17 protein-coding genes and 1 riboswitch are annotated in these 17,308 nt (G+C 74.6%); of the genes, 11 read left to right on the top strand and 6 right to left on the bottom strand.

Annotation, left to right across the window (positions count from 1 at the left end):
- Window positions 1-7: 7 nt before the first annotated feature.
- Window positions 8-916, top strand: coding sequence for an SURF1 family protein (locus ACWAT2_RS06450; RefSeq protein ID WP_402372347.1), 909 nt, complete (start codon window positions 8-10; stop codon window positions 914-916).
- Between the two features lie 60 nt (window positions 917-976).
- Here ACWAT2_RS06450 and thiE read toward each other — a convergent pair whose 3' ends face one another.
- The gene (gene thiE, locus ACWAT2_RS06445) at window positions 977-1,663 is read right to left on the bottom strand and encodes a thiamine phosphate synthase (protein ID WP_402372345.1); all 687 of its coding nucleotides are present in this window, start codon (window positions 1,661-1,663) and stop codon (window positions 977-979) included.
- A gap of 30 nt (window positions 1,664-1,693) precedes the next feature.
- Window positions 1,694-1,797, top strand: a riboswitch (TPP riboswitch).
- Here thiE and thiO point away from each other — a divergent pair.
- From thiO to ACWAT2_RS06430, 3 genes are all read left to right on the top strand, one after another.
- Entirely contained in the window at window positions 1,786-2,961 is a 1,176-nt protein-coding gene (thiO, locus tag ACWAT2_RS06440) for a glycine oxidase ThiO (protein WP_402372343.1), read from the top strand. Its footprint overlaps the riboswitch before it by 12 nt.
- Window position 2,962: 1 nt before the next feature.
- The gene (gene thiS, locus ACWAT2_RS06435; protein WP_402372341.1) at window positions 2,963-3,202 is read left to right on the top strand and encodes a sulfur carrier protein ThiS; all 240 of its coding nucleotides are present in this window, start codon (window positions 2,963-2,965) and stop codon (window positions 3,200-3,202) included.
- Window positions 3,199-3,993, top strand: coding sequence for a thiazole synthase (locus tag ACWAT2_RS06430; RefSeq protein WP_402372339.1), 795 nt, complete (start codon window positions 3,199-3,201; stop codon window positions 3,991-3,993). The genes thiS and ACWAT2_RS06430 overlap by 4 nt, the downstream gene beginning before the upstream one ends.
- Window positions 3,994-4,072: 79 nt before the next feature.
- On the opposite strand, the gene ACWAT2_RS06425 is transcribed toward ACWAT2_RS06430, so the two are convergent.
- Genes ACWAT2_RS06425 through ACWAT2_RS06415 form a run of 3 tightly spaced genes read right to left on the bottom strand, consistent with a single transcriptional unit; the run spans window position 4,073 to window position 8,898 of the window.
- A complete protein-coding gene (locus ACWAT2_RS06425; RefSeq protein WP_402372337.1) occupies window positions 4,073-5,311 on the bottom strand; it encodes a ThiF family adenylyltransferase in 1,239 nt (412 codons plus the stop codon).
- Window positions 5,312-5,320: 9 nt separating this feature from the next.
- Window positions 5,321-7,105, bottom strand: coding sequence for an ABC transporter ATP-binding protein (locus ACWAT2_RS06420; RefSeq protein WP_402372335.1), 1,785 nt, complete (start codon window positions 7,103-7,105; stop codon window positions 5,321-5,323).
- On the bottom strand, window positions 7,102-8,898 hold the full coding sequence (locus ACWAT2_RS06415) for an ABC transporter ATP-binding protein (RefSeq protein WP_402372333.1): 1,797 nt from the start codon (window positions 8,896-8,898) through the stop codon (window positions 7,102-7,104). The genes ACWAT2_RS06420 and ACWAT2_RS06415 overlap by 4 nt, the downstream gene beginning before the upstream one ends.
- A gap of 64 nt (window positions 8,899-8,962) precedes the next feature.
- Here ACWAT2_RS06415 and ACWAT2_RS06410 point away from each other — a divergent pair, with 64 nt between their 5' ends.
- The 5 genes from ACWAT2_RS06410 to ACWAT2_RS06390 all read left to right on the top strand — a co-directional run bounded on the left by ACWAT2_RS06410 (window position 8,963) and on the right by ACWAT2_RS06390 (window position 13,105).
- Window positions 8,963-9,379 carry a DUF3817 domain-containing protein gene (locus ACWAT2_RS06410; RefSeq protein ID WP_402372332.1) on the top strand — a complete coding sequence of 139 codons (417 nt, stop codon included), beginning with the start codon at window positions 8,963-8,965 and terminating at the stop codon, window positions 9,377-9,379.
- Window positions 9,380-9,424: 45 nt separating this feature from the next.
- On the top strand, window positions 9,425-10,105 hold the full coding sequence (locus ACWAT2_RS06405) for a hypothetical protein (RefSeq protein WP_402372330.1): 681 nt from the start codon (window positions 9,425-9,427) through the stop codon (window positions 10,103-10,105).
- Window positions 10,106-10,128: 23 nt separating this feature from the next.
- Window positions 10,129-10,755, top strand: a complete 627-nt coding sequence (locus ACWAT2_RS06400; protein ID WP_402372328.1) for an OmpA family protein — start codon at window positions 10,129-10,131, stop codon at window positions 10,753-10,755.
- 49 nt (window positions 10,756-10,804) lie between these two features.
- A complete protein-coding gene (guaA, locus tag ACWAT2_RS06395; protein ID WP_402372327.1) occupies window positions 10,805-12,394 on the top strand; it encodes a glutamine-hydrolyzing GMP synthase in 1,590 nt (529 codons plus the stop codon).
- Window positions 12,395-12,508: 114 nt separating this feature from the next.
- On the top strand, window positions 12,509-13,105 hold the full coding sequence (locus ACWAT2_RS06390; protein WP_402372326.1) for an aromatic ring-opening dioxygenase LigA: 597 nt from the start codon (window positions 12,509-12,511) through the stop codon (window positions 13,103-13,105).
- A gap of 91 nt (window positions 13,106-13,196) precedes the next feature.
- Here ACWAT2_RS06390 and ACWAT2_RS06385 read toward each other — a convergent pair whose 3' ends face one another.
- Window positions 13,197-13,682 carry a hypothetical protein gene (locus ACWAT2_RS06385; RefSeq protein ID WP_402372325.1) on the bottom strand — a complete coding sequence of 162 codons (486 nt, stop codon included), beginning with the start codon at window positions 13,680-13,682 and terminating at the stop codon, window positions 13,197-13,199.
- Window positions 13,679-15,178, bottom strand: coding sequence for a PspC domain-containing protein (locus ACWAT2_RS06380; RefSeq protein ID WP_402372324.1), 1,500 nt, complete (start codon window positions 15,176-15,178; stop codon window positions 13,679-13,681). The genes ACWAT2_RS06385 and ACWAT2_RS06380 overlap by 4 nt, the downstream gene beginning before the upstream one ends.
- Before the next feature lie 139 nt (window positions 15,179-15,317).
- On the opposite strand from ACWAT2_RS06380, the gene ACWAT2_RS06375 reads away from it, so the two are divergent.
- Entirely contained in the window at window positions 15,318-16,634 is a 1,317-nt protein-coding gene (locus ACWAT2_RS06375) for an ATP-binding protein (RefSeq protein ID WP_402372927.1), read from the top strand.
- A complete protein-coding gene (locus tag ACWAT2_RS06370; RefSeq protein ID WP_402372323.1) occupies window positions 16,631-17,290 on the top strand; it encodes a LuxR C-terminal-related transcriptional regulator in 660 nt (219 codons plus the stop codon). Before ACWAT2_RS06375 ends, ACWAT2_RS06370 begins: the two co-directional genes overlap by 4 nt.
- The last annotated feature ends 18 nt before the right edge of the window (window positions 17,291-17,308 follow it).

Genomic DNA, 17,308 nt, shown 5'->3' with positions numbered 1-17,308 from the left:
TGGCCCCGTGCCGAACCCGCCTGTGCGCCGATCCTTCTGGGCGGTCGCCCGCCAGCCGCGGATGATCGTGATCCTGCTGATCTTCCTCGCCGCTGCGGCCGTGTGCGGCCGGCTGGGCGTCTGGCAGATCGACCGCGCGTACGAGCGGGCCAACCTCGCCGCCGCGCAGGAGGCGGCAGAGGCGGCCGCGGCGGCACCCGTCGACCTCGGCGAGGTGCTCGTACCGCAGTCCTCGTTCCCCGGCGAGCTGGTCGGGCGCGAGGTCGAGGTCACCGGGACGTACGAGCCGGCGGGCCAGATGCTCGTCACCGGGCGGTCCCTGGACGGCGTCGACGGCTATCTGGTCCTCACCCCGCTGCGCGTGTCGGACGACGGCACGGGCGGCGCGTCGTGGGCGGCCCTGTCCGGGGAGCCCGTGCTCCCCGTGGTGCGCGGCTGGGTCGACTCCCCGACGCCCGGGGACGCGGCCCTCGAGGTCCCGGCGGGGGAGGTGTCGCTGCACGGCTGGCTGCAGGCCTCCGAGTCGACGGTGCGTACCGGCACCGTCCCCGAGAACCCCGGTGGCCCGCCGCTGACCCAGGACATCGCCTCCAGCGCGCTGGCGAACACGTGGGACGGACCGATCTACACCGCCTACGTGGTGCACACCGGCTCGTCCCCGGAGCAGGTGCCCGCCGACGCCGGGGGTCCCGCGCCGCTGCCGCGCCCCGTGCTCGAGGGTGGCACCGACGTGAACCTGCAGAACTTCTTCTACGCCCTGCAGTGGTGGGTGTTCGGGCTGTTCGCGGTCGCGCTGTGGGTGCGGTTGGTGCGCGACGAGATGGCGGGCGGCACGCGTGGCTCGCGACGTCGGCCGCGTGGTGACGGCGAGGACGACCCCGTGGGTACCGGGATCGCGGGCCTGCCGGCCGGGTAGCCGACGTCGGATCCGATCGGCGGACGGTGACCTGGTCGGCAGTCCGAGCTGCCGATCAGGTCACTTCGTGCCGTCTTGATCCTGCAGCCGCTCGACGAGCCGCGCACGCAGCTCCCGCGCGGCCCGTTCCGGGTCGGCCGCCGCCGTGATCGCGCGCACGACCACGACCCTCCGCGCACCGGCGTCCAGCACGGCGTCCAGCCGTTCGCGGTCGATGCCGCCGATCGCGAACCAGGGGGTGGCCGGGTCCGACGCCGCGACCTCGCGCAGCAGGTCGAGCCCGACAGCCTCCCGTCCCGGCTTGGTGGGCGTGGCCCACAGCGGCCCCACGCAGAAGTAGTCGACGCCGGGGTCCGCGTCGGCGGCCGCGGCCTGCCGCGCGGAGTGGGTGGAGCGTCCGAGCACGGGGCCGGTCCCGAGCAGGCTGCGCACCGCCGACGTCGGCAGGTCGCCCTGGCCCATGTGCACCACGGGCGCCCCGGCCAGCGAGGCGACGTCGGCCCGGTCGTTGACAGCCCACAGCGCACCGTGGGCGGTGGCGACGCCCGCCACGAGCTCCTGCAGCTCGAGCTCGCGCGCGGCGTCCAGAGACTTGTCGCGGAGCTGGACCACGTCGACACCGCCGCGCAGGGCCGCGTGCAGGAAGTCCTCCAGGTCGGCGGTCGAGGACCGGGCGTCGGTGCACAGGTACAGGCGGGCGTCGGCGAGCCGGGTGCGGGCGTCGGCGGACGGCGTGGAGGGGGACACGGCCGCCAGCGTAACCACGCGGCAGTACAGTGGCCGCAGCACGGGAGCCCCGTCGGGGCTGAGAGGGCGAGGTCCGCCGACCGTCGAACCTGATCTGGGTCATGCCAGCGAAGGGAGCACGCATGAGAACGCCTGGGACGCTGCCGGACGTCGTGGTCGTCGGCGGTGGCATCGTCGGTACGGCGGTCGCCTGGCGCGCCGTCGAGGCCGGTCTGACGGTCGTCCTGCTCGACCCGAGCCCGGGGGACGGCGCCACGCACGCCGCCGCCGGGATGCTCGCACCGGTCAGCGAGTCGTGGTTCGGCGAGTCCGCCCTCGCCCGTCTGGGCCTGGCCGGCCTCGCCGCATGGCCCCGCTTCGCGGCTGACCTCCTGCGCGCGACGGGCCTCGGCTCGGGGCTGCGCGAGACGGGCACGCTGGTGGCGGCCTACGACGCCGACGACGTCGCGCACCTGCGGCGCTGGCTCGCCCTGCACGCCGAGCTCGGCGTGCAGCCGGACGAGCTCACCGGTGCCCAGGCACGGCGCCGCGAACCGCTCCTCGGGCACCACGTCGCCGGAGCCGCCTGGGTGCCGGGCGACCACGTCGCCGACCCGCGCGCGACCAGGGCCGCGCTCGACGTCGCCCTGCACGCCCACCCCCGTGCCGCCGTCGTCCAGCGTGCCGCCGTGCGCCTCGAACGCGACCGGGGCGCCGTCGTCGGTGTCCTCGACGAGGCGGGCACGCTGCACCGGGCCGGGGCGGTGGTCCTGGCCGCCGGGTGGCGGTCCGGCGAGCTGGTCGACGTGCCCGTCCGGCCGGTGCGGGGCCAGACGCTCCGGCTCGACGCTCCGCCCGGGTCCGCTCCCGGGCACGTCGTGCGCGGCCGGGTGCAGGGCCGCCCGGTCTACGTGGTGCCGCGGGAGCCCGGGACGGGATCAGGTCCGGGGACGACGGCGGAGCACCGGGAGGTCGTCGTCGGCGCCACCAGCGAGGAGGGCCCGGACGACCACCGCCCGTCGGCCGGGGGAGTGTTCGCGCTGCTGCGGGACGCCCGGGCGCTGGTGCCGGCCCTCGACGAGGCCGCCTTCGTCGAGGCGACGCTGCGGGCGCGACCCGCCACCCCCGACAACCTGCCGCTCGTGGGGCCGACGGCCACGCCGGGCCTGCACCTGGCGACGGGCCACCATCGTGGCGGGGTGCTCCTCGCACCGCTGACGGCCGAGGCCGTCGTCGCCGGTCTGACCGGTGCCGCCCTGCCGGACGCCCTGCGCGTCGCCGACCCCGACCGTTTCGCCCCCGTCCTCGAAGGAGCCTGAGATGGCCGAGACCCTGCCAGCCCCGCACGCTGTCGTGAACGGCGAGCCCTACCCGCTGGACGCGCCGGTGCCCGTGACCGACCTCGTCGCACGCCTGGTGCCGGGCTCCGTCGTCGACGGCGTGCCGCAGGGCGTCGCCGTCGCGCTCGACGACGCCGTCGTGCCGCGTGGCGCGTGGGAGTCCACCACCGTGGGTCCCGGGGCGCGCGTCGAGGTCGTCACCGCGGTGCAGGGCGGGTGAGCGGCGTGCTGACGATCGCCGGCGTCGAGCTCGGCTCCCGCCTCGTGATGGGCACGGGCGGCGCACCGAGCCTGCTGGCGCTGGAGGACGCGCTGGTCGCGTCCGGGACCGAGCTCACCACGGTCGCGATGCGGAGGGTGGCACGGCCGACGCCGGGCGCGGCAGCCGGTGACACCTCGATGTGGGGGCTGCTGGACCGGCTGGGGATCCGCGCGCTGCCGAACACCGCCGGCTGCTTCTCGGTGCGGGAGGCCGTGCTGACCGCGCAGCTCGCCCGCGAGGCGTGCGGCACCGACTGGGTCAAGCTGGAGGTGATCGCGGACGACGTCACGCTCCTGCCCGAGCCCCTTGGTCTCGTGGAGGCCGCCGAGGAGCTGGTGCGCGACGGCTTCACCGTGCTGCCCTACTGCGGGGACGACCCGATCGTGGCGCGGCGCCTGGAGGACGTCGGGTGCGCCGCCGTCATGCCGCTGGGGGCGCCCATCGGGTCGGGTCTCGGCATCCTCAACCCGCGCAACATCGAGGCGATCGCGGCGGCCGCCTCCGTGCCGGTGATCCTCGACGCGGGGATCGGGACGGCATCGGACGCCGCGCTCGCGATGGAGCTCGGCTGCGACGGGGTGCTGCTCGCCACCGCCGTCACGCGGGCCGTGGATCCGGTGCAGATGGCCCGGGCCATGCGGCTGGCCGTCGAGGCGGGGCACCTGGCGGTCGGTGCCGGTCGGATCCCGCGGCGCGAGCGCGCGCTGGCGTCGTCGTCGCCGGAGGGGCGGCTCGACCTGGCCCTCTGACGTCGCCCTGTTCGGCAGTTCCTGCCTTGTTCGGCACCTTGAACTGCCGAACAGGGCTGGAACTGCCGAACGCGGCCGGTCAGTACACGGGGACGGACGGGTCCACGTCGCGGGACCACGCGAGGATGCCGCCGGCAATCACGCGCGCCGGCAGCCCTGCGTCGCGGAGCACCGCAGCGGCCCGCGAGGCGCGACCGCCCACCTTGCACAGCACGTGCACCGGGCGTCCCTGGGCACGGGCGGCCACGTGGACGACGGCGTCGTCCCGGGCCGGGCCGAGCAGCTCGCCCAGGTTGACGTGGTCCGCCCCGGCGACGGACGCGATCTCCACCTCCCACGGTTCACGCACGTCCACGATGTACGGATCGGCGCCGTCGCCGGCTGCCGCGGCCGCCCGCAGGGCAGCCACCGCTGCGGGGGTGACGGGATCCTGGTCGGGGACCTCGGCCGGGGTCAGCCCGCAGAACGTGGCGTACGCGGCGTCGTCGGGCAGGGTGGTCACCGGTTCCCGCGACGGGTCCGGGCGGACGTCCAGGTGGCGCCAGGTGAGGTCGAACGAGTCGTAGACCGCGAGCCGCCCGAGCAGCGTGCGGCCGGCGCCGGTGATCAGCTTGATCGCCTCGGTCGCCATGACCGACCCGATCGTGCCGCACATCGCACCGAGCACCCCGCCGGTGGCGCAGTCAGGGGCCAGCGCGGCCGGCGGCGGCTCGGGGAAGACGTCGCGGTACGTCACGCCCTCCGGCGCGCCGCCGTCCCCGGGCGGCGCCGCCCAGAACGTCGCGACCTGGCCCTGGTAGCGGTAGATGCCGCCCCAGACGACGGGGACGCCCGCGATCTCCGCCGCGTCCGACACCAGGTAGCGCGTCGCGAAGTTGTCCGCCCCGTCCAGCACGAGGTCGTAGCCCCGCAGCAGGTCGACCGCGTTGGCGGAGGTCAGGCGCTCGCGGTGCTCGATGACGGTGACGTGCGGGGCGACGTCGGCCACGGCCTCGCGGGCGGAAGCCGTCTTGGACCGCCCCACGTCGCCGGTGCCGTGCAGGACCTGGCGCTGCAGGTTCGAGGTCTCCACGACGTCGTCGTCCACCACGCCCAGCGTGCCGACGCCTCCCGCCGCGAGGTAGAGCAGCGCGGGGCTGCCGAGGCCACCGGCACCGATCACCAGCACCCGAGCCGCCGCGAGCCGCCGTTGGCCCTCGACACCGATCCCGGGCAGGGACAGGTGCCGGGCGAACCGGCTGATCTGCTCGGCGGTCAGCTCGCGGCCGGGCGCGACGAGCGGCGGGAGGGACGGGGCGGTCGGGTCGGTGCTGCTCACGCCTCGACCCTACGAGGTCGTTCCGTCGTGCTGCCACGAGTGCCAGAGCCGTGCGTAGTCGCCATCGGCCGCCACCAGCTCGTCGTGCGGCCCGATCTCGGCGATCCGGCCCGCGTCGACGACGGCGACGCGGTCGGCGTCGTGCGCGGTGTGCAGCCGGTGCGCGATCGCCACGACGGTCCGGCCGGTCAGCACGGCGTTGAGCGAGCGCTCCAGGTGCCGGGCCGCGCGCGGGTCGAGCAGCGACGTGGCCTCGTCGAGCACCAGCGTGTGCGGGTCGAGCAGCACGAGCCGGGCCAGCGCGACCTGCTGCGCCTGCGCCGGGCTCAGCGGGTGCCCGCCGGAGCCGATCTCGGTGTCGAGCCCGGCGGGCAGGGCGTCGGCCCAGGCCTGCGCGTCGACGGCCTCGAGAGCACGCCGCAACGCGTCATCGGGGGCGGTGGTGTCCGCCAGCCGGAGGTTCTCCGCGAGGGTCCCGACGAACACGTGGTGCTCCTGGGTCACCAGCGCGACGTGGCCGCGCAGGTCCTCCAGCGGCAGGTCGACCAGCGGGACGCCGCCGACCGTCACCGAGCCGCCGGTGGGTGGGTGGACGCCGGACAGCATGCGTCCGAGCGTCGACTTGCCCGCGCCGGACGGCCCGACGACGGCGAGCCGTTCGCCCGGCCGCAGGTCCACCGAGATCCCGTGCAGCACGTCGTGCCCCTCGCGGTAGGCGTACCGCACGTCGTGGGCGTGCACCTTCTCGGAGGCCGGGACCTCGCCCGAGGCGACGCGGTCCGGCCCGACCAGGCCGACGCCGACGACGCGGGCGAGCGCGACGGCGGCGACCTGCAGCTCGTCGAGCCAGAACACGAGGTCGAAGACGGGCCCGCCCATCTGGTAGGCGTACAGCGCGACGGTCGCGACGGTGCCGACGCTCGCGAGGTCCTGCGAGGCGAGCCAGGCGCCCCAGAGGACGACGGAGATCGGCGCGACCGCCACGGCGGCGTCGAGCGAGGGGATGAGCCGCAGCCGCAGGCCGAGCGTGTAGCTCTCGGCGGCGAACGCCTCCGACAGGTCGCGGCGCAGCCGGCGGCGCACCCGGGACCCGAGCCACAGGACGTCCGTGGTGCGGGCGCCCTCGACGGCCTCGGTGATGGTGCCGTTGAGGGTGGCGTAGGCCGCGGACTCGCGCAGGTAGCCCGGCGTGGCCCGGCGCAGGTACCACCGGGTGGCGACCCAGATGACCGGCACGCCGACGAGGATCCCGAGCGCCACGACGGGGTCGGTGAGGAACGACGCGACCAGGGTGAGACCGATGGTCACGACGCACACCAGCACCCGTGGCACGCCGAAGCGGACCGCGTGCTGCAGCTTGTTGACGTCGTTGGTGGTGCGGGCCACGAGGTCGCCCGTCCCGGCCTTCTCCACGGTGGACAGGGGCAGCCGGGTGACGGTGTCCATGAACTCCTCGCGGAGCTCGGCGAAGACCCGTTCGCCGAAGATCATCGACAGCCGCTGCGCGAACCGGGTCACCACGGCCTGGACGAGCACGGCAGCCACGAGGATCAGGGCGAGGGTGTCGACGCGGGCCAGCGTGGTCCCGCCCGCGACCTCGTCGATGAACCGGCCCAGCAGGAACGGGCCGGCGAGCCCGGCGACCGCCGCCACGGTGTGCAGCACGGCGACACCGCCCAGCTCACCCCGGTGGCGGCGGAACAGACGTCCGACGGTGCGCTTGACCTCGCCGCCGTCGGCCACGGGCAGGCGGCGGGGGTCGGCCGCGGACGGCGGCACACGGGTGGCGCTCATCGCGCGGCTCCTTCCAGGGTGGGGTCACGGCCGTCGGGTGCGGCGGTCGTCGCGGTCTCCTCGTCCATGCTGCGGCCGACGACGGAGCGGTAGGCGGCGCCGTCGTCGTCCGCCCGGGCGAGCAGCTCGCCGTGGGCGCCGGAGGTGACGACGGACCCGCAGGTCGAGAGCAGCACGACCTCGTCGACGTGGTCGAGCACGAGCGGGCTCGCCGTGACGACGAGGGTGGTGCGTCCGCGCCGCGCCTCGGCGACCCGGGCGGCGATCCGCGCCTCGGTGTGCGCGTCCACGGCGCTGGTGGGTTCGACCAGCACCAGGATCTCCGGATCGGTCAGCAGGGCACGGGCGAGGGCCACGCGCTGGCGCTGCCCGCCGGACAAGGACCGGCCCTTCTCGGGCAGCTCGCCGGCCAGGCCTGCGGGCACGGAGTCGAGCACGTCGTGGGCGTCCGCGACCAGGACGGCGGCCATGAGCTCGGCCTCCGTCGCACGTCCGCGCGCGTCGAGCTCCTCGCCGAGGATTCCCGAGAACAGGTGCCCGGTTGCCTCCGCCACGACCACGCGGTGCCGCAGCGTCTCCTTGTCCAGCGCGGTGAGCCGCACCCCGCCGAGGGTCACGGGCGTGCCGGCCTCGACGGCGTCGTCGACCCGGCCGAGCCGTGTCGCGAGCCGCGCCGAGACGTCCGGGTCGGCGCAGACGAGGCCGACCACCCGGCCGGGGCGCAGGACGAGCCCGCTCGTGGTGTCCACGAGCTCGCTGCCCGACGGCGGCGCGGGCGCCGGGGTCGACGGCTGCGGCGTCGCCTCGGTCACCCGCAGGACGTCGAGGATCTTGCGGCCCGAGACCAGGGCGTTCGTGGTCATCTGCAGCATCTGGGTGGCCATCTGCACCGGCCAGGCGAGGAACGCCGCGTAGCCGTAGAACGTGACGAGCTGGCCGCTCGTGAGGTCGCCGCGCACCACGGCGCGGGCGCCGAGCCACAGCACGAGCGCCATCAGCAGCCCGGGCAGGAGGACCTGCAGGCCGTCGAGGACGGACTGCACGGCGGCGACGCGCACGCCACGCCGGCGGACCTCCTGCGACTGCCGGGCGTACCGACCCGCGAAGACCTCCTCGCCACCGATGCCCCGCAGGATCCGGAGGCCGGAGACGGTGTCGGCACCGAGCGCGGTCAGGCGTCCGGTGGACTCGCGGTGCACGCGCTGGCGCGCCTGCAGCGGGCGGACCAGCAGCGCGAGGACCGCCGCGACGACGGGAACGCCGAGCGCCAGGACCAGCCCGAGGGTGAGGTCCTGGGAGAGCATGTAGGCCGCGACCACCGCGTACGTGACCACGCCGCCCGTGAAGCGTCCGGCCATGGCGAACATGTCGCCCACCCGCAGCGCGTCGTTGGCGACCGCGGCGACGACCTCGCCGGTGGGCAGCCGCTGGGTGATCGCCTGGCCGGCTCGGGTGGCCTTCTCCCCGACGAGGCCGGAGAACGAGAACGCGGCCCGCAGCCAGTTCTCGACGTCCCACGTGTGGCTGAAGACGCCGGAGACGACGATGGTCGCGGCGGCGACCAGCATCCACCCGCACCAGAGGAGCAGCTCGCTGCCGAACCCTGAGGCCAGGCCGGAGTCGACGGCCTGGCCGAGGAGCAGGGGTGAGCTGCCTGCGGCCAGCATGGAGACGGTGCCCACGGCCATCGACCGGAGCAGGACGTCACGCTGACGCCACGCCTGCCAGGTGAGCAGCCGTGACGCGGACGTCAGGGGAGGGTTGCCCGGGTCGGGCAGGGGGAGGGGTCGCACAGTTGTTGAGAGTAGGACGCCCTGCTGACATCGAGCACCGCATTTTCCCGCCTACCATCGTGGGGTGACCTCCGCCCCCGAGCCCACCGCCCCGACGTCCACCTCCGAGCAGGCCGCCACCGCGATCCGCAAGGCGCGCGGGTCGCTGGCGCGCTACCGCTGGCTGGCGCTGGTGACCGGCACCATGCTGCTCGTGCTCTGCGTGGAGCTGACCATCAAGTATGTGGTCGGGCACTTCGTGGACGTCGACGGCGTCATGGCGTACCTGGGCTGGGTGCCGTTCGCGCACGGCTGGGTGTACGTGGTCTACCTCGTTACCGTGCTGGACCTCTGGGCGAAGATGCGCTGGGGGTACGGACGGCTCGTGACGATGGTGATCGCCGGCGTGGTGCCCGTCATGTCCTTCGTCCTGGAGAAGAAGGTGCACGCCGAGGCGGAGGCGAAGCTGACCGCGCTCGAGCAGCGGTACGGCGCCCGCTGAGGGTCGTGGCAGGATCACGTCCGACCTCTCAGACCAAGGAGCACCATGAGACCTCGTCCCCTCCTCGCCGCTACGCTGATCGCCGCCGTCGTCGGACTCACGGCGTGCACCACGGACGACCCGGCATCCGGCGACGCGGCCGGGGCGGCCCAGGAGGAGACCGCGGACACCTCGGGCGCCGCGCCGGCCGACGCCCCGGCGGACCCGGGCACCGCGTCGGTCGCGGACCAGGTCATGGGCGAGCAGACCATCTCCACCCCCCATGGCGCGGGGACCGCTCGGGGCGGCGACGTGACGGTCACCCTGCGAGCCGTGGAGGTGGGCAGCGAGAACATGACCGTGCGGTGGGCGCTGCGCTGGGACGACGACGACGCGCCGGACGACGCCGGGGCGAGCTACTACGACCTGGGTGTGGTCCCGGCGACGACCGTCACCGACGGCGACGCGCTCAAGGCCTACAAGCCGTACTGCACCGAGGGTGCCTGGCAGGCGGACACGGCGGACGTCGCCGACGAGAACCTGGAGCGGCTGAAGTGTTCGAAGTCGATGCTCGTCTCGCCGCTGGAGAACATCAGCTTCAAGTTCCCGAACCACGGCACGATCGAGGCCTGGGCGGTCCTGCCCGCCCCGGAGGGCGAGCCCGCGACGGTCGACGTCGCCCCGGGCGAGGGTCTGCCGCTGTTCACCGACGCCACGGTCACCTACGTCGACGGGGCCCAGGAGTGACGGGACGTCGGAGCACGGCCGTCGTGGCCGCCGCCGCCCTCCTCGTCGCCGGGGCCGCCGGCACCGCCGGGGCGGCGACGCCCGACCCGGCGCTCGTCGAGGACGCGGCCGAGGAGCTCGCCGCCGACCGGGCGCGCCTCGAGCAGGCCGAGATCACGGACGCCATGCGTGCCGCCGCCGTCGTCGACCTCGCCGCCGACGACGCGACGCACGACCTGCGCGCCGACGACTCGACGTTCCCGCTGCGGCCGGACGACGCGACCACCACCCTGGAGTCGACCCTCGAGGAGGAGGGCGACACCGTGACCACCCTGACGTCGGACCTCCTCTTCGAGTTCGGGTCTGCCGAGCTGACCGGCCCCGCCCGGGCGGCGGTCGCCGAGCTCGCGGGGGAGATCCCCGACGGCGCCGAGGTCGGCGTGGACGGGCACACCGACTCGATCGGCTCGAGCAAGGACAACGACAAGCTGTCCGAGCAGCGCGCGAAGGCCGTCGCCGCGGTCCTGCGGGACGAGCGGGACGACCTCTCGCTCACGGTGCGCGGCCACGGCGAGGACGACCCGGTCGCGAAGAACGAGGTCGGCGGCGACGACAACCCGGCGGGCCGGGCGCTGAACCGCCGGGTCGAGGTGACCTACGCGACGTCCTGACGGGCGGACGGGCGCCCTCGGCCTCGCGGCCGGCCACTATCCTGGTGCGGTGACGTCACCCGCCGCCATTCCCGAGTCCACGCCCCGGCCGGTCCTCGTGGTCGACTTCGGCGCCCAGTACGCGCAGCTCATCGCGCGGCGCGTGCGCGAGGCCAAGGTCTACTCCGAGATCGTGCCGCACACGTTCACCACCGAGCAGATGCTCGCCAAGGACCCGGCCGCGATCATCCTGTCCGGCGGGCCGTCGTCGGTGTACGCCACCGGCGCACCGTTCGTGGACCCGGAGCTGTTCGAGGCGGGCGTGCCGGTGCTCGGCATCTGCTACGGGTTCCAGGCGATGGCGCAGGCGCTCGGCGGGAAGGTCGCGCAGACCGGCACGCGCGAGTACGGCGGCACCGAGGTCGAGGTGTGCTCGGCCGGCGTGCTGCTGGCGGGCACCCCGGAGCACCAGACCACCTGGATGAGCCACGGCGACGCCGTGCACGCCGCGCCGGAGGGCTTCGACGTCCTCGCGACGTCGTCCGGGTCGCCTGTCGCCGCCTTCGAGGACGCCGGCCGCCGGCTCTACGGCGTGCAGTGGCACCCGGAGGTCAAGCACTCGGCGCACGGGCAGGCCGTGCTGGAGCACTTCCTCTACTCCGGCGCCGGGCTCGCGCCCGACTGGACGCCGGGGAACGTCATCGCCGACCAGGTCGCCGCGATCCGTGCGCAGGTGGGCGACGCGCGCGTCATCTGCGGGCTGTCCGGCGGCGTCGACTCCTCGGTCGCCGCGGCCCTGGTGCAGCAGGCGGTCGGTGACCAGCTCACCTGCGTGTTCGTGGACCACGGTCTGCTGCGCGAGGGCGAGGTGGAGCAGGTCGAGCGGGACTTCGTGGCCGCCACCGGCGTCAACCTCGTGGTGCGTGACGAGCGGCAGCGCTTCCTGGCCGCGCTCGCCGGCCACAGCGACCCGGAGACGAAGCGCAAGATCATCGGCCGCGAGTTCATCCGCGTGTTCGAGGACGCCGCGCGCGACATCGTCGCGGACGCCGGTGAGCACGGCGAGCAGGTGAAGTTCCTGGTGCAGGGCACCCTCTACCCCGACGTCGTGGAGTCCGGCGGCGGTGAGGGCGCGGCGAACATCAAGAGCCACCACAACGTGGGCGGCCTGCCCGACGACCTGCAGTTCGACCTGGTGGAGCCACTGCGCACGCTCTTCAAGGACGAGGTGCGTGCGGTCGGGCGCGAGCTCGGCGTGCCGGAGGAGATCGTCGCTCGCCAGCCGTTCCCCGGCCCCGGCCTCGGCATCCGCATCGTCGGCGAGATCACCGCGGACCGCCTCGAGACCCTGCGGAAGGCGGACGCGATCGCTCGCGCCGAGCTGACCAGGGCGGGCCTGGACGACGACATCTGGCAGTGCCCTGTCGTGCTCCTCGCCGACGTCCGATCGGTGGGCGTGCAGGGCGACGGCCGCACCTACGGCCACCCGGTCGTGCTCCGGCCGGTCTCGTCCGAGGACGCGATGACGGCCGACTGGACGCGCCTGCCCTACGACGTCCTCTCGGTGATCTCGACCCGCATCACCAACGAGGTGAGCGAGGTCAACCGGGTGGTCCTCGACGTGACGAGCAAGCCGCCGGGAACCATCGAGTGGGAGTGAGCCCGAAGGGTCCCTCGGCCGCTGTGACCTGAGGTTCCACTGTGCTTCCCGGTGTGCGGCGCGCTAGGTTGGCGGAGACCTGACCTCGAGCGTTGCCCCACGGAAGGCGTACCCATGTCGAGCACCCTCACCGTCAGTCCCGCCCGAGGATCCCGCGGGATCGGGCTGATCGCGATCATCGCCGGCATCCTCCTCGTCCTCGCGGGCGTGGTGGTCTGGATCGTCGTCGCGATGACGCTCGCGGACGAGCAGATCACCGTGGCCGACGATGCGAGCATGTTCGCCGGTCAGCAGGTCGCCGGTCCGCTGACGGCCTACGCGCAGGCGGACGTGATCGACCGGCACGCGCTGGAGGCCTCGGGCGGAGCGACCTACGCCGAGCTGGACCAGGACGATCCGGTGCGCGCGACGGTCATGAACGCGTCGTTCCTGCGCGCGTCGCTGTTCACGTCCGTCGTGGCGTTCGGCGTGTGCGCGCTGGTGATCGGGCTGGGGCTGTTGTTCATCCTGATCGGTGCCGCCCTGCGGCGTCTCGCCGGGGGACCGATGGTCGCGGTCGAGACGCCGGGCAACACGTCCCAGGGCGATGTGTCCGCCCCGCCGCGGCACGGCGCCGACCTGCCGGCGGGTGACGCCACGCCGCCGACCCGGCACTCGACCCGTCCCACGGACGCGCCGCCGCCGGACCGGACCGAGCCGCCGCGCGCCTGACCGGCTCGTGGACCGCACGAGGCGCGGGGCCCCACCGTCTGGTGGAGGCCCGCGCCTCGTGCTTCGCGTCCCGTCCTCGTGCTGACGGGCCTCAGGCCGTGGTCTGCCGACGGCGTCGCACGCCACCGGCCACGGAGCCGACGACGAGCAGCAGACCGGCCGCACCGAGCACCAGGATCGCGGCGAGCTCGACGTCGATGGTCGCGCCGGCGCTGAGGGAGAGCAGGCCGACACCGATCGCGACGACGATGAGTCCCCACACGATGGTGGTGGTGCGCGGCCCGGTCCGCACGAGGGGCGCCGCGGCCGCCGTCGCACCGGCATCGGAACCCGCTCCGGCGTCGTGACCTGAGTCGTCGGCGCTGGTGCTCGACCCGGCCTTCACCGGCGCAGGCTCGGGGGAGCGGACCGGCTCGTCGAAGACGGCGAGCGGGTCGTCCGACGACGGTGCCGCGGGCAGGGCCGACGTCGCGGGCACCTCGTCGGACGGGAGCTGCTGGGTGGGCGGCACCGCGCTGTCGGCGGTGCGCTCGTCCCGCTCCGGACCGTCGGGGCGTGCCTGGGGGTCGTTGTTCATCGTTCCTCCTGGATGACGATCTCGCCCGCACGGGCGTCGATGTCGAGCTGCAGCACGGGGCCGTCGAGCTCGGCGACCTCGTCGGTCTCGTAGTGGGCGGGGCCGCCGGTGAATCCGGACGTGACCGTCCGCTCGTCCTCGAGCTCGATCACGAGGCTGCCCGCGTTGACGTCGGCGGAGATGGCGACGGCCGTGTCGGCCGGGACCTCCACGACCGTGCGGCCCGCGGTCATGTCGATCGGGACCTCCACAGGTTCGCCCGGGGTCACGTCGGACAGGTCGAGCCGGGTGAGGTCGATGTCCGCCTCCCCGAAGTGGACCCGGATGCCGTCCTCGGCCGCCGCGACGGACCGGGGGGTGACGGTTCCTTCGCTGATCGCCGTCCCGGACATCGTGGAGATCTGGGTGTCCTCCCAGGGCAACGGGCCGTCGTCGGCGGCGTTCGGCCACACGGTCGCGGCCGTGAGGATGCCGAACCAGGCGAGCACGGTCAGCCAGCCGCCGCGCAGGCCGCGCAGGCCACCGATGACGATGCCCGCACCGATGACGACGACGGCGCTGCCCACCCAGGTGGGCCACAGCGGCACGGAGATCCCCAGCACCCGGTCTGCCACGAGCAGCGCGGCACCGGCCAGGAGCACGAGCCCGACGACCGCGCTGACGGTCCCTCCGCCGACGGTACGGCGTGGCCGCGGTGCCGCCGGTGCCGCCGGGACGGGCGGGACGGACGGGGGCGCCGCGTACTGCGGAGCGCCCGTCTGCTGGTAGGGAGCGGGCGGTGCCGGCGGCATGGGGGCGGCCGCACCGGTGCCGCCGGCCGGAGGCGCGGCAGGGGCGACGTACGGGGCCTGCGGCGCGGGGCTGAACGGCTCCGAAGGGCTCATGCCGGTCTCCTGTCGGTAAGGGGCCGACGGCGGCACGTCGGTCGGGTAGGTGCCCGGGGCAGCGACGCCGCCCGACGGCGGGCCGGAGGCGCTGCTGCGAGAACGCACCAGCTTGACGATCAGCCACACCACGACGACCCAGAACGCGATCCACAGCAGCACGGCGACCCATTCGGCGGGTCCACCCCACCACGGCCAGAACCCGCTGCCCCAGATCATGCCCAGCAGCACGGTCACCCCTGCCCCGACCATGGCGACGTCGAAGGTGCCGCGGATCGCCTCCTGCAGGTGGATCCTGCCGTCCGAGCGCTCGGGGAGCAGCGCCCACGCGATGCCGTAGAGGACGAGGCCGGCACCCGCGACGAAGAAGCTGAGGATCAGCAGGCCGCGCACGAGGAGCGGGTCGAGCCGGAACCGGTCGGCGATGCCGGCGGCGACGCCTCCGACCCAGCGGTCGTCGGAGCGGGTGATGCCGATGCGGCGCACGGAGTCGAAGAACCCGTCGCCCGCAGGTCGCGGCGACGGAGGGGGTGGCGGCGCCGTGGCGCCGTCCGTGCCGCCTTCGGCGGCACCACCCGGAGCGTCCGGGTCTGGGGTGTCGTTCGTGGTCATGTCTCCATCGTGGCCCTCCGCGGCGGGCCGGACCATGGGGTGGAGCCCTGAACCGACCCTGAGACCGGTGCCGAGAACCCCGGATCTCGCACCGGAGGCGTCCCTGACGTGCCACGATCAGGGAGTGACGACCATCCAGATGCCCGCGCGGCTGCCGCTGCGCCGTCCCCGGCGGGGGCGGTGGCTCGGTGGCGTGTGCGCCGGTCTGGCGGCACACCTGAACGTCCCGGTCCGGCTGGTCCGCCTCGCGATGGTCGTGCTCGTGCTCCTGGGCGGTATGGGTCTGGCGCTCTACGTGTTCTGGTGGCTCACGGTGCCGGCGGGCGACCCGCACGACGTGGCGCACGAGGCCCGGCCGGCTGCCCTGGCACGCCTCGCGCCGCGGCTGCGGCGCAGCGGGCCCGTCGCCGGGCTCTCCCGGCGGGACGTCGGGATCGGTGTGGCGCTGCTGGTCGTGGCGGCGCTGCTGGTCGCCCTGCGCTCGGGCTGGGACCTACCCACCATGTGGCTGCCGCTCCTCGTCGTCGCCGGTGGCGCCGGTCTGGCCTGGAGCCAGCTCGACGCCGTGCAGCGCTCGCGGGAGACGGGTGCCCCGCCGTCGCGCTCCAGCACGCTGCTACGGCTGGTCGGCGGGCTGGTCCTCGTGACGGCGGGCGTGCTGCTGCTGTTCGTCCAGGGCACCCCGCCCGCGGAGCTGCTCACCGTCACCCTGGCGTCGCTCGCCGTGCTCGTCGGGGTGGCGCTGGTGCTGGCGCCCTGGTGGCTGCGCCTCGTCCGTGAGCTCGGCGACGAGCGTGCAGCCCGCGAGCGGGAGGCCGAGCGGGCGGACATCGCCGCCCACCTGCACGACTCCGTGCTGCAGACCCTGGCGCTCATCCGTGCGCGTGCGCACGACGCCGACGAGGTCGCCCGGATGGCGCGTGCGCAGGAGCGCGAGCTGCGCGAGTGGCTCTACGACGACCGGCAGGCCCCGGGCACCTCCCTGGCCACCGAGCTGCGCGACCTGGTGGCCGAGGTGGAGGACGGCCGCGCCGTCGAGATCGAGCTGGTGGCCGTCGGGGACTGCCCGCCCACCGCGACGACCCACGCGCTGCTGCAGGCCACGCGCGAGGCGCTCGTCAACGCCGTCGTGCACGGTGCTCCGCCGGTGACCGTCTACCTCGAGGTGACGGACGCCGCGGCGGAGATGTTCGTGCGCGACCGTGGGGACGGGTTCGACCTCGACGACATCGCGCCCGACCGGTTCGGCGTGCGCGAGTCCATCTGCGGGCGGGTGCGCCGCCGCGGGGGGACGGCCGAGGTGGTCAGCCGGCCCGGCTGGGGGACCGAGGTACGCCTGTCCGTGCCCCGGGACGCGGGCGAGGAGCACAGCGCGGGGACGCCGCCGGACGCGCCGGAACCGTCCGGTGCGAGCGACCCGCACGACACGACAGCCGACGAAGGAGCCCACCCGTGAGCGAGAACCCCGTCCCCGTCGTCCTCGTGGACGACCACCACATGTTCCGCACGGGCGTGCGGGCGAGTCTCGACGGCCGGGTACGGGTGGTCGGGGAGGCCGCGGACGTCGACGAGGCGGTCGCCGTCGTCCACGCCGAGCAGCCGCCCGTCGTCCTGCTCGACGTGCACCTGCCCGGCGGCAACGGCGGCGGCGGTGCCGAGGTGGTGCGACGATGCGCGGACCTGCTGGCCGGGACGCGGTTCCTCGCGCTGTCCGTGTCCGACGCCGCCGAGGATGTCGTCTCGGTGATCCGCGCCGGGGCGCGGGGCTACGTCACCAAGAACATCTCGGCGACGGACCTGTCCGGGGCCGTCCTGCGGGTGGCCGCGGGCGACGCCGTCTTCTCGCCGCGCCTCGCGGGCTTCGTCCTGGACGCGTTCGGCACCGCGGCGGGGGACGTCGCGGTGGCCGACGACGAGCTCGACCGGCTCTCGAAGCGGGAGCAGGAGGTCATGCGGCTCATCGCCCGCGGGTACACCTACCGGGAGGTCGGGGGGGACCTGTTCATCTCGGTCAAGACCGTCGAGACCCACGTCTCGGCGGTGCTGCGCAAGCTCCAGCTCTCCAACCGCAACGAGCTGACGCGGTGGGCGGCGGCGCGCCGCCTGCTCTGAGTGCTCACCAGGCGAGCG

The organism is Isoptericola sp. GX10416 (genome assembly GCF_056590155.1).
The sequence above is the reverse complement of the archived record's forward strand: the minus strand, read 5'-3'. Positions and strand labels throughout refer to the sequence as shown.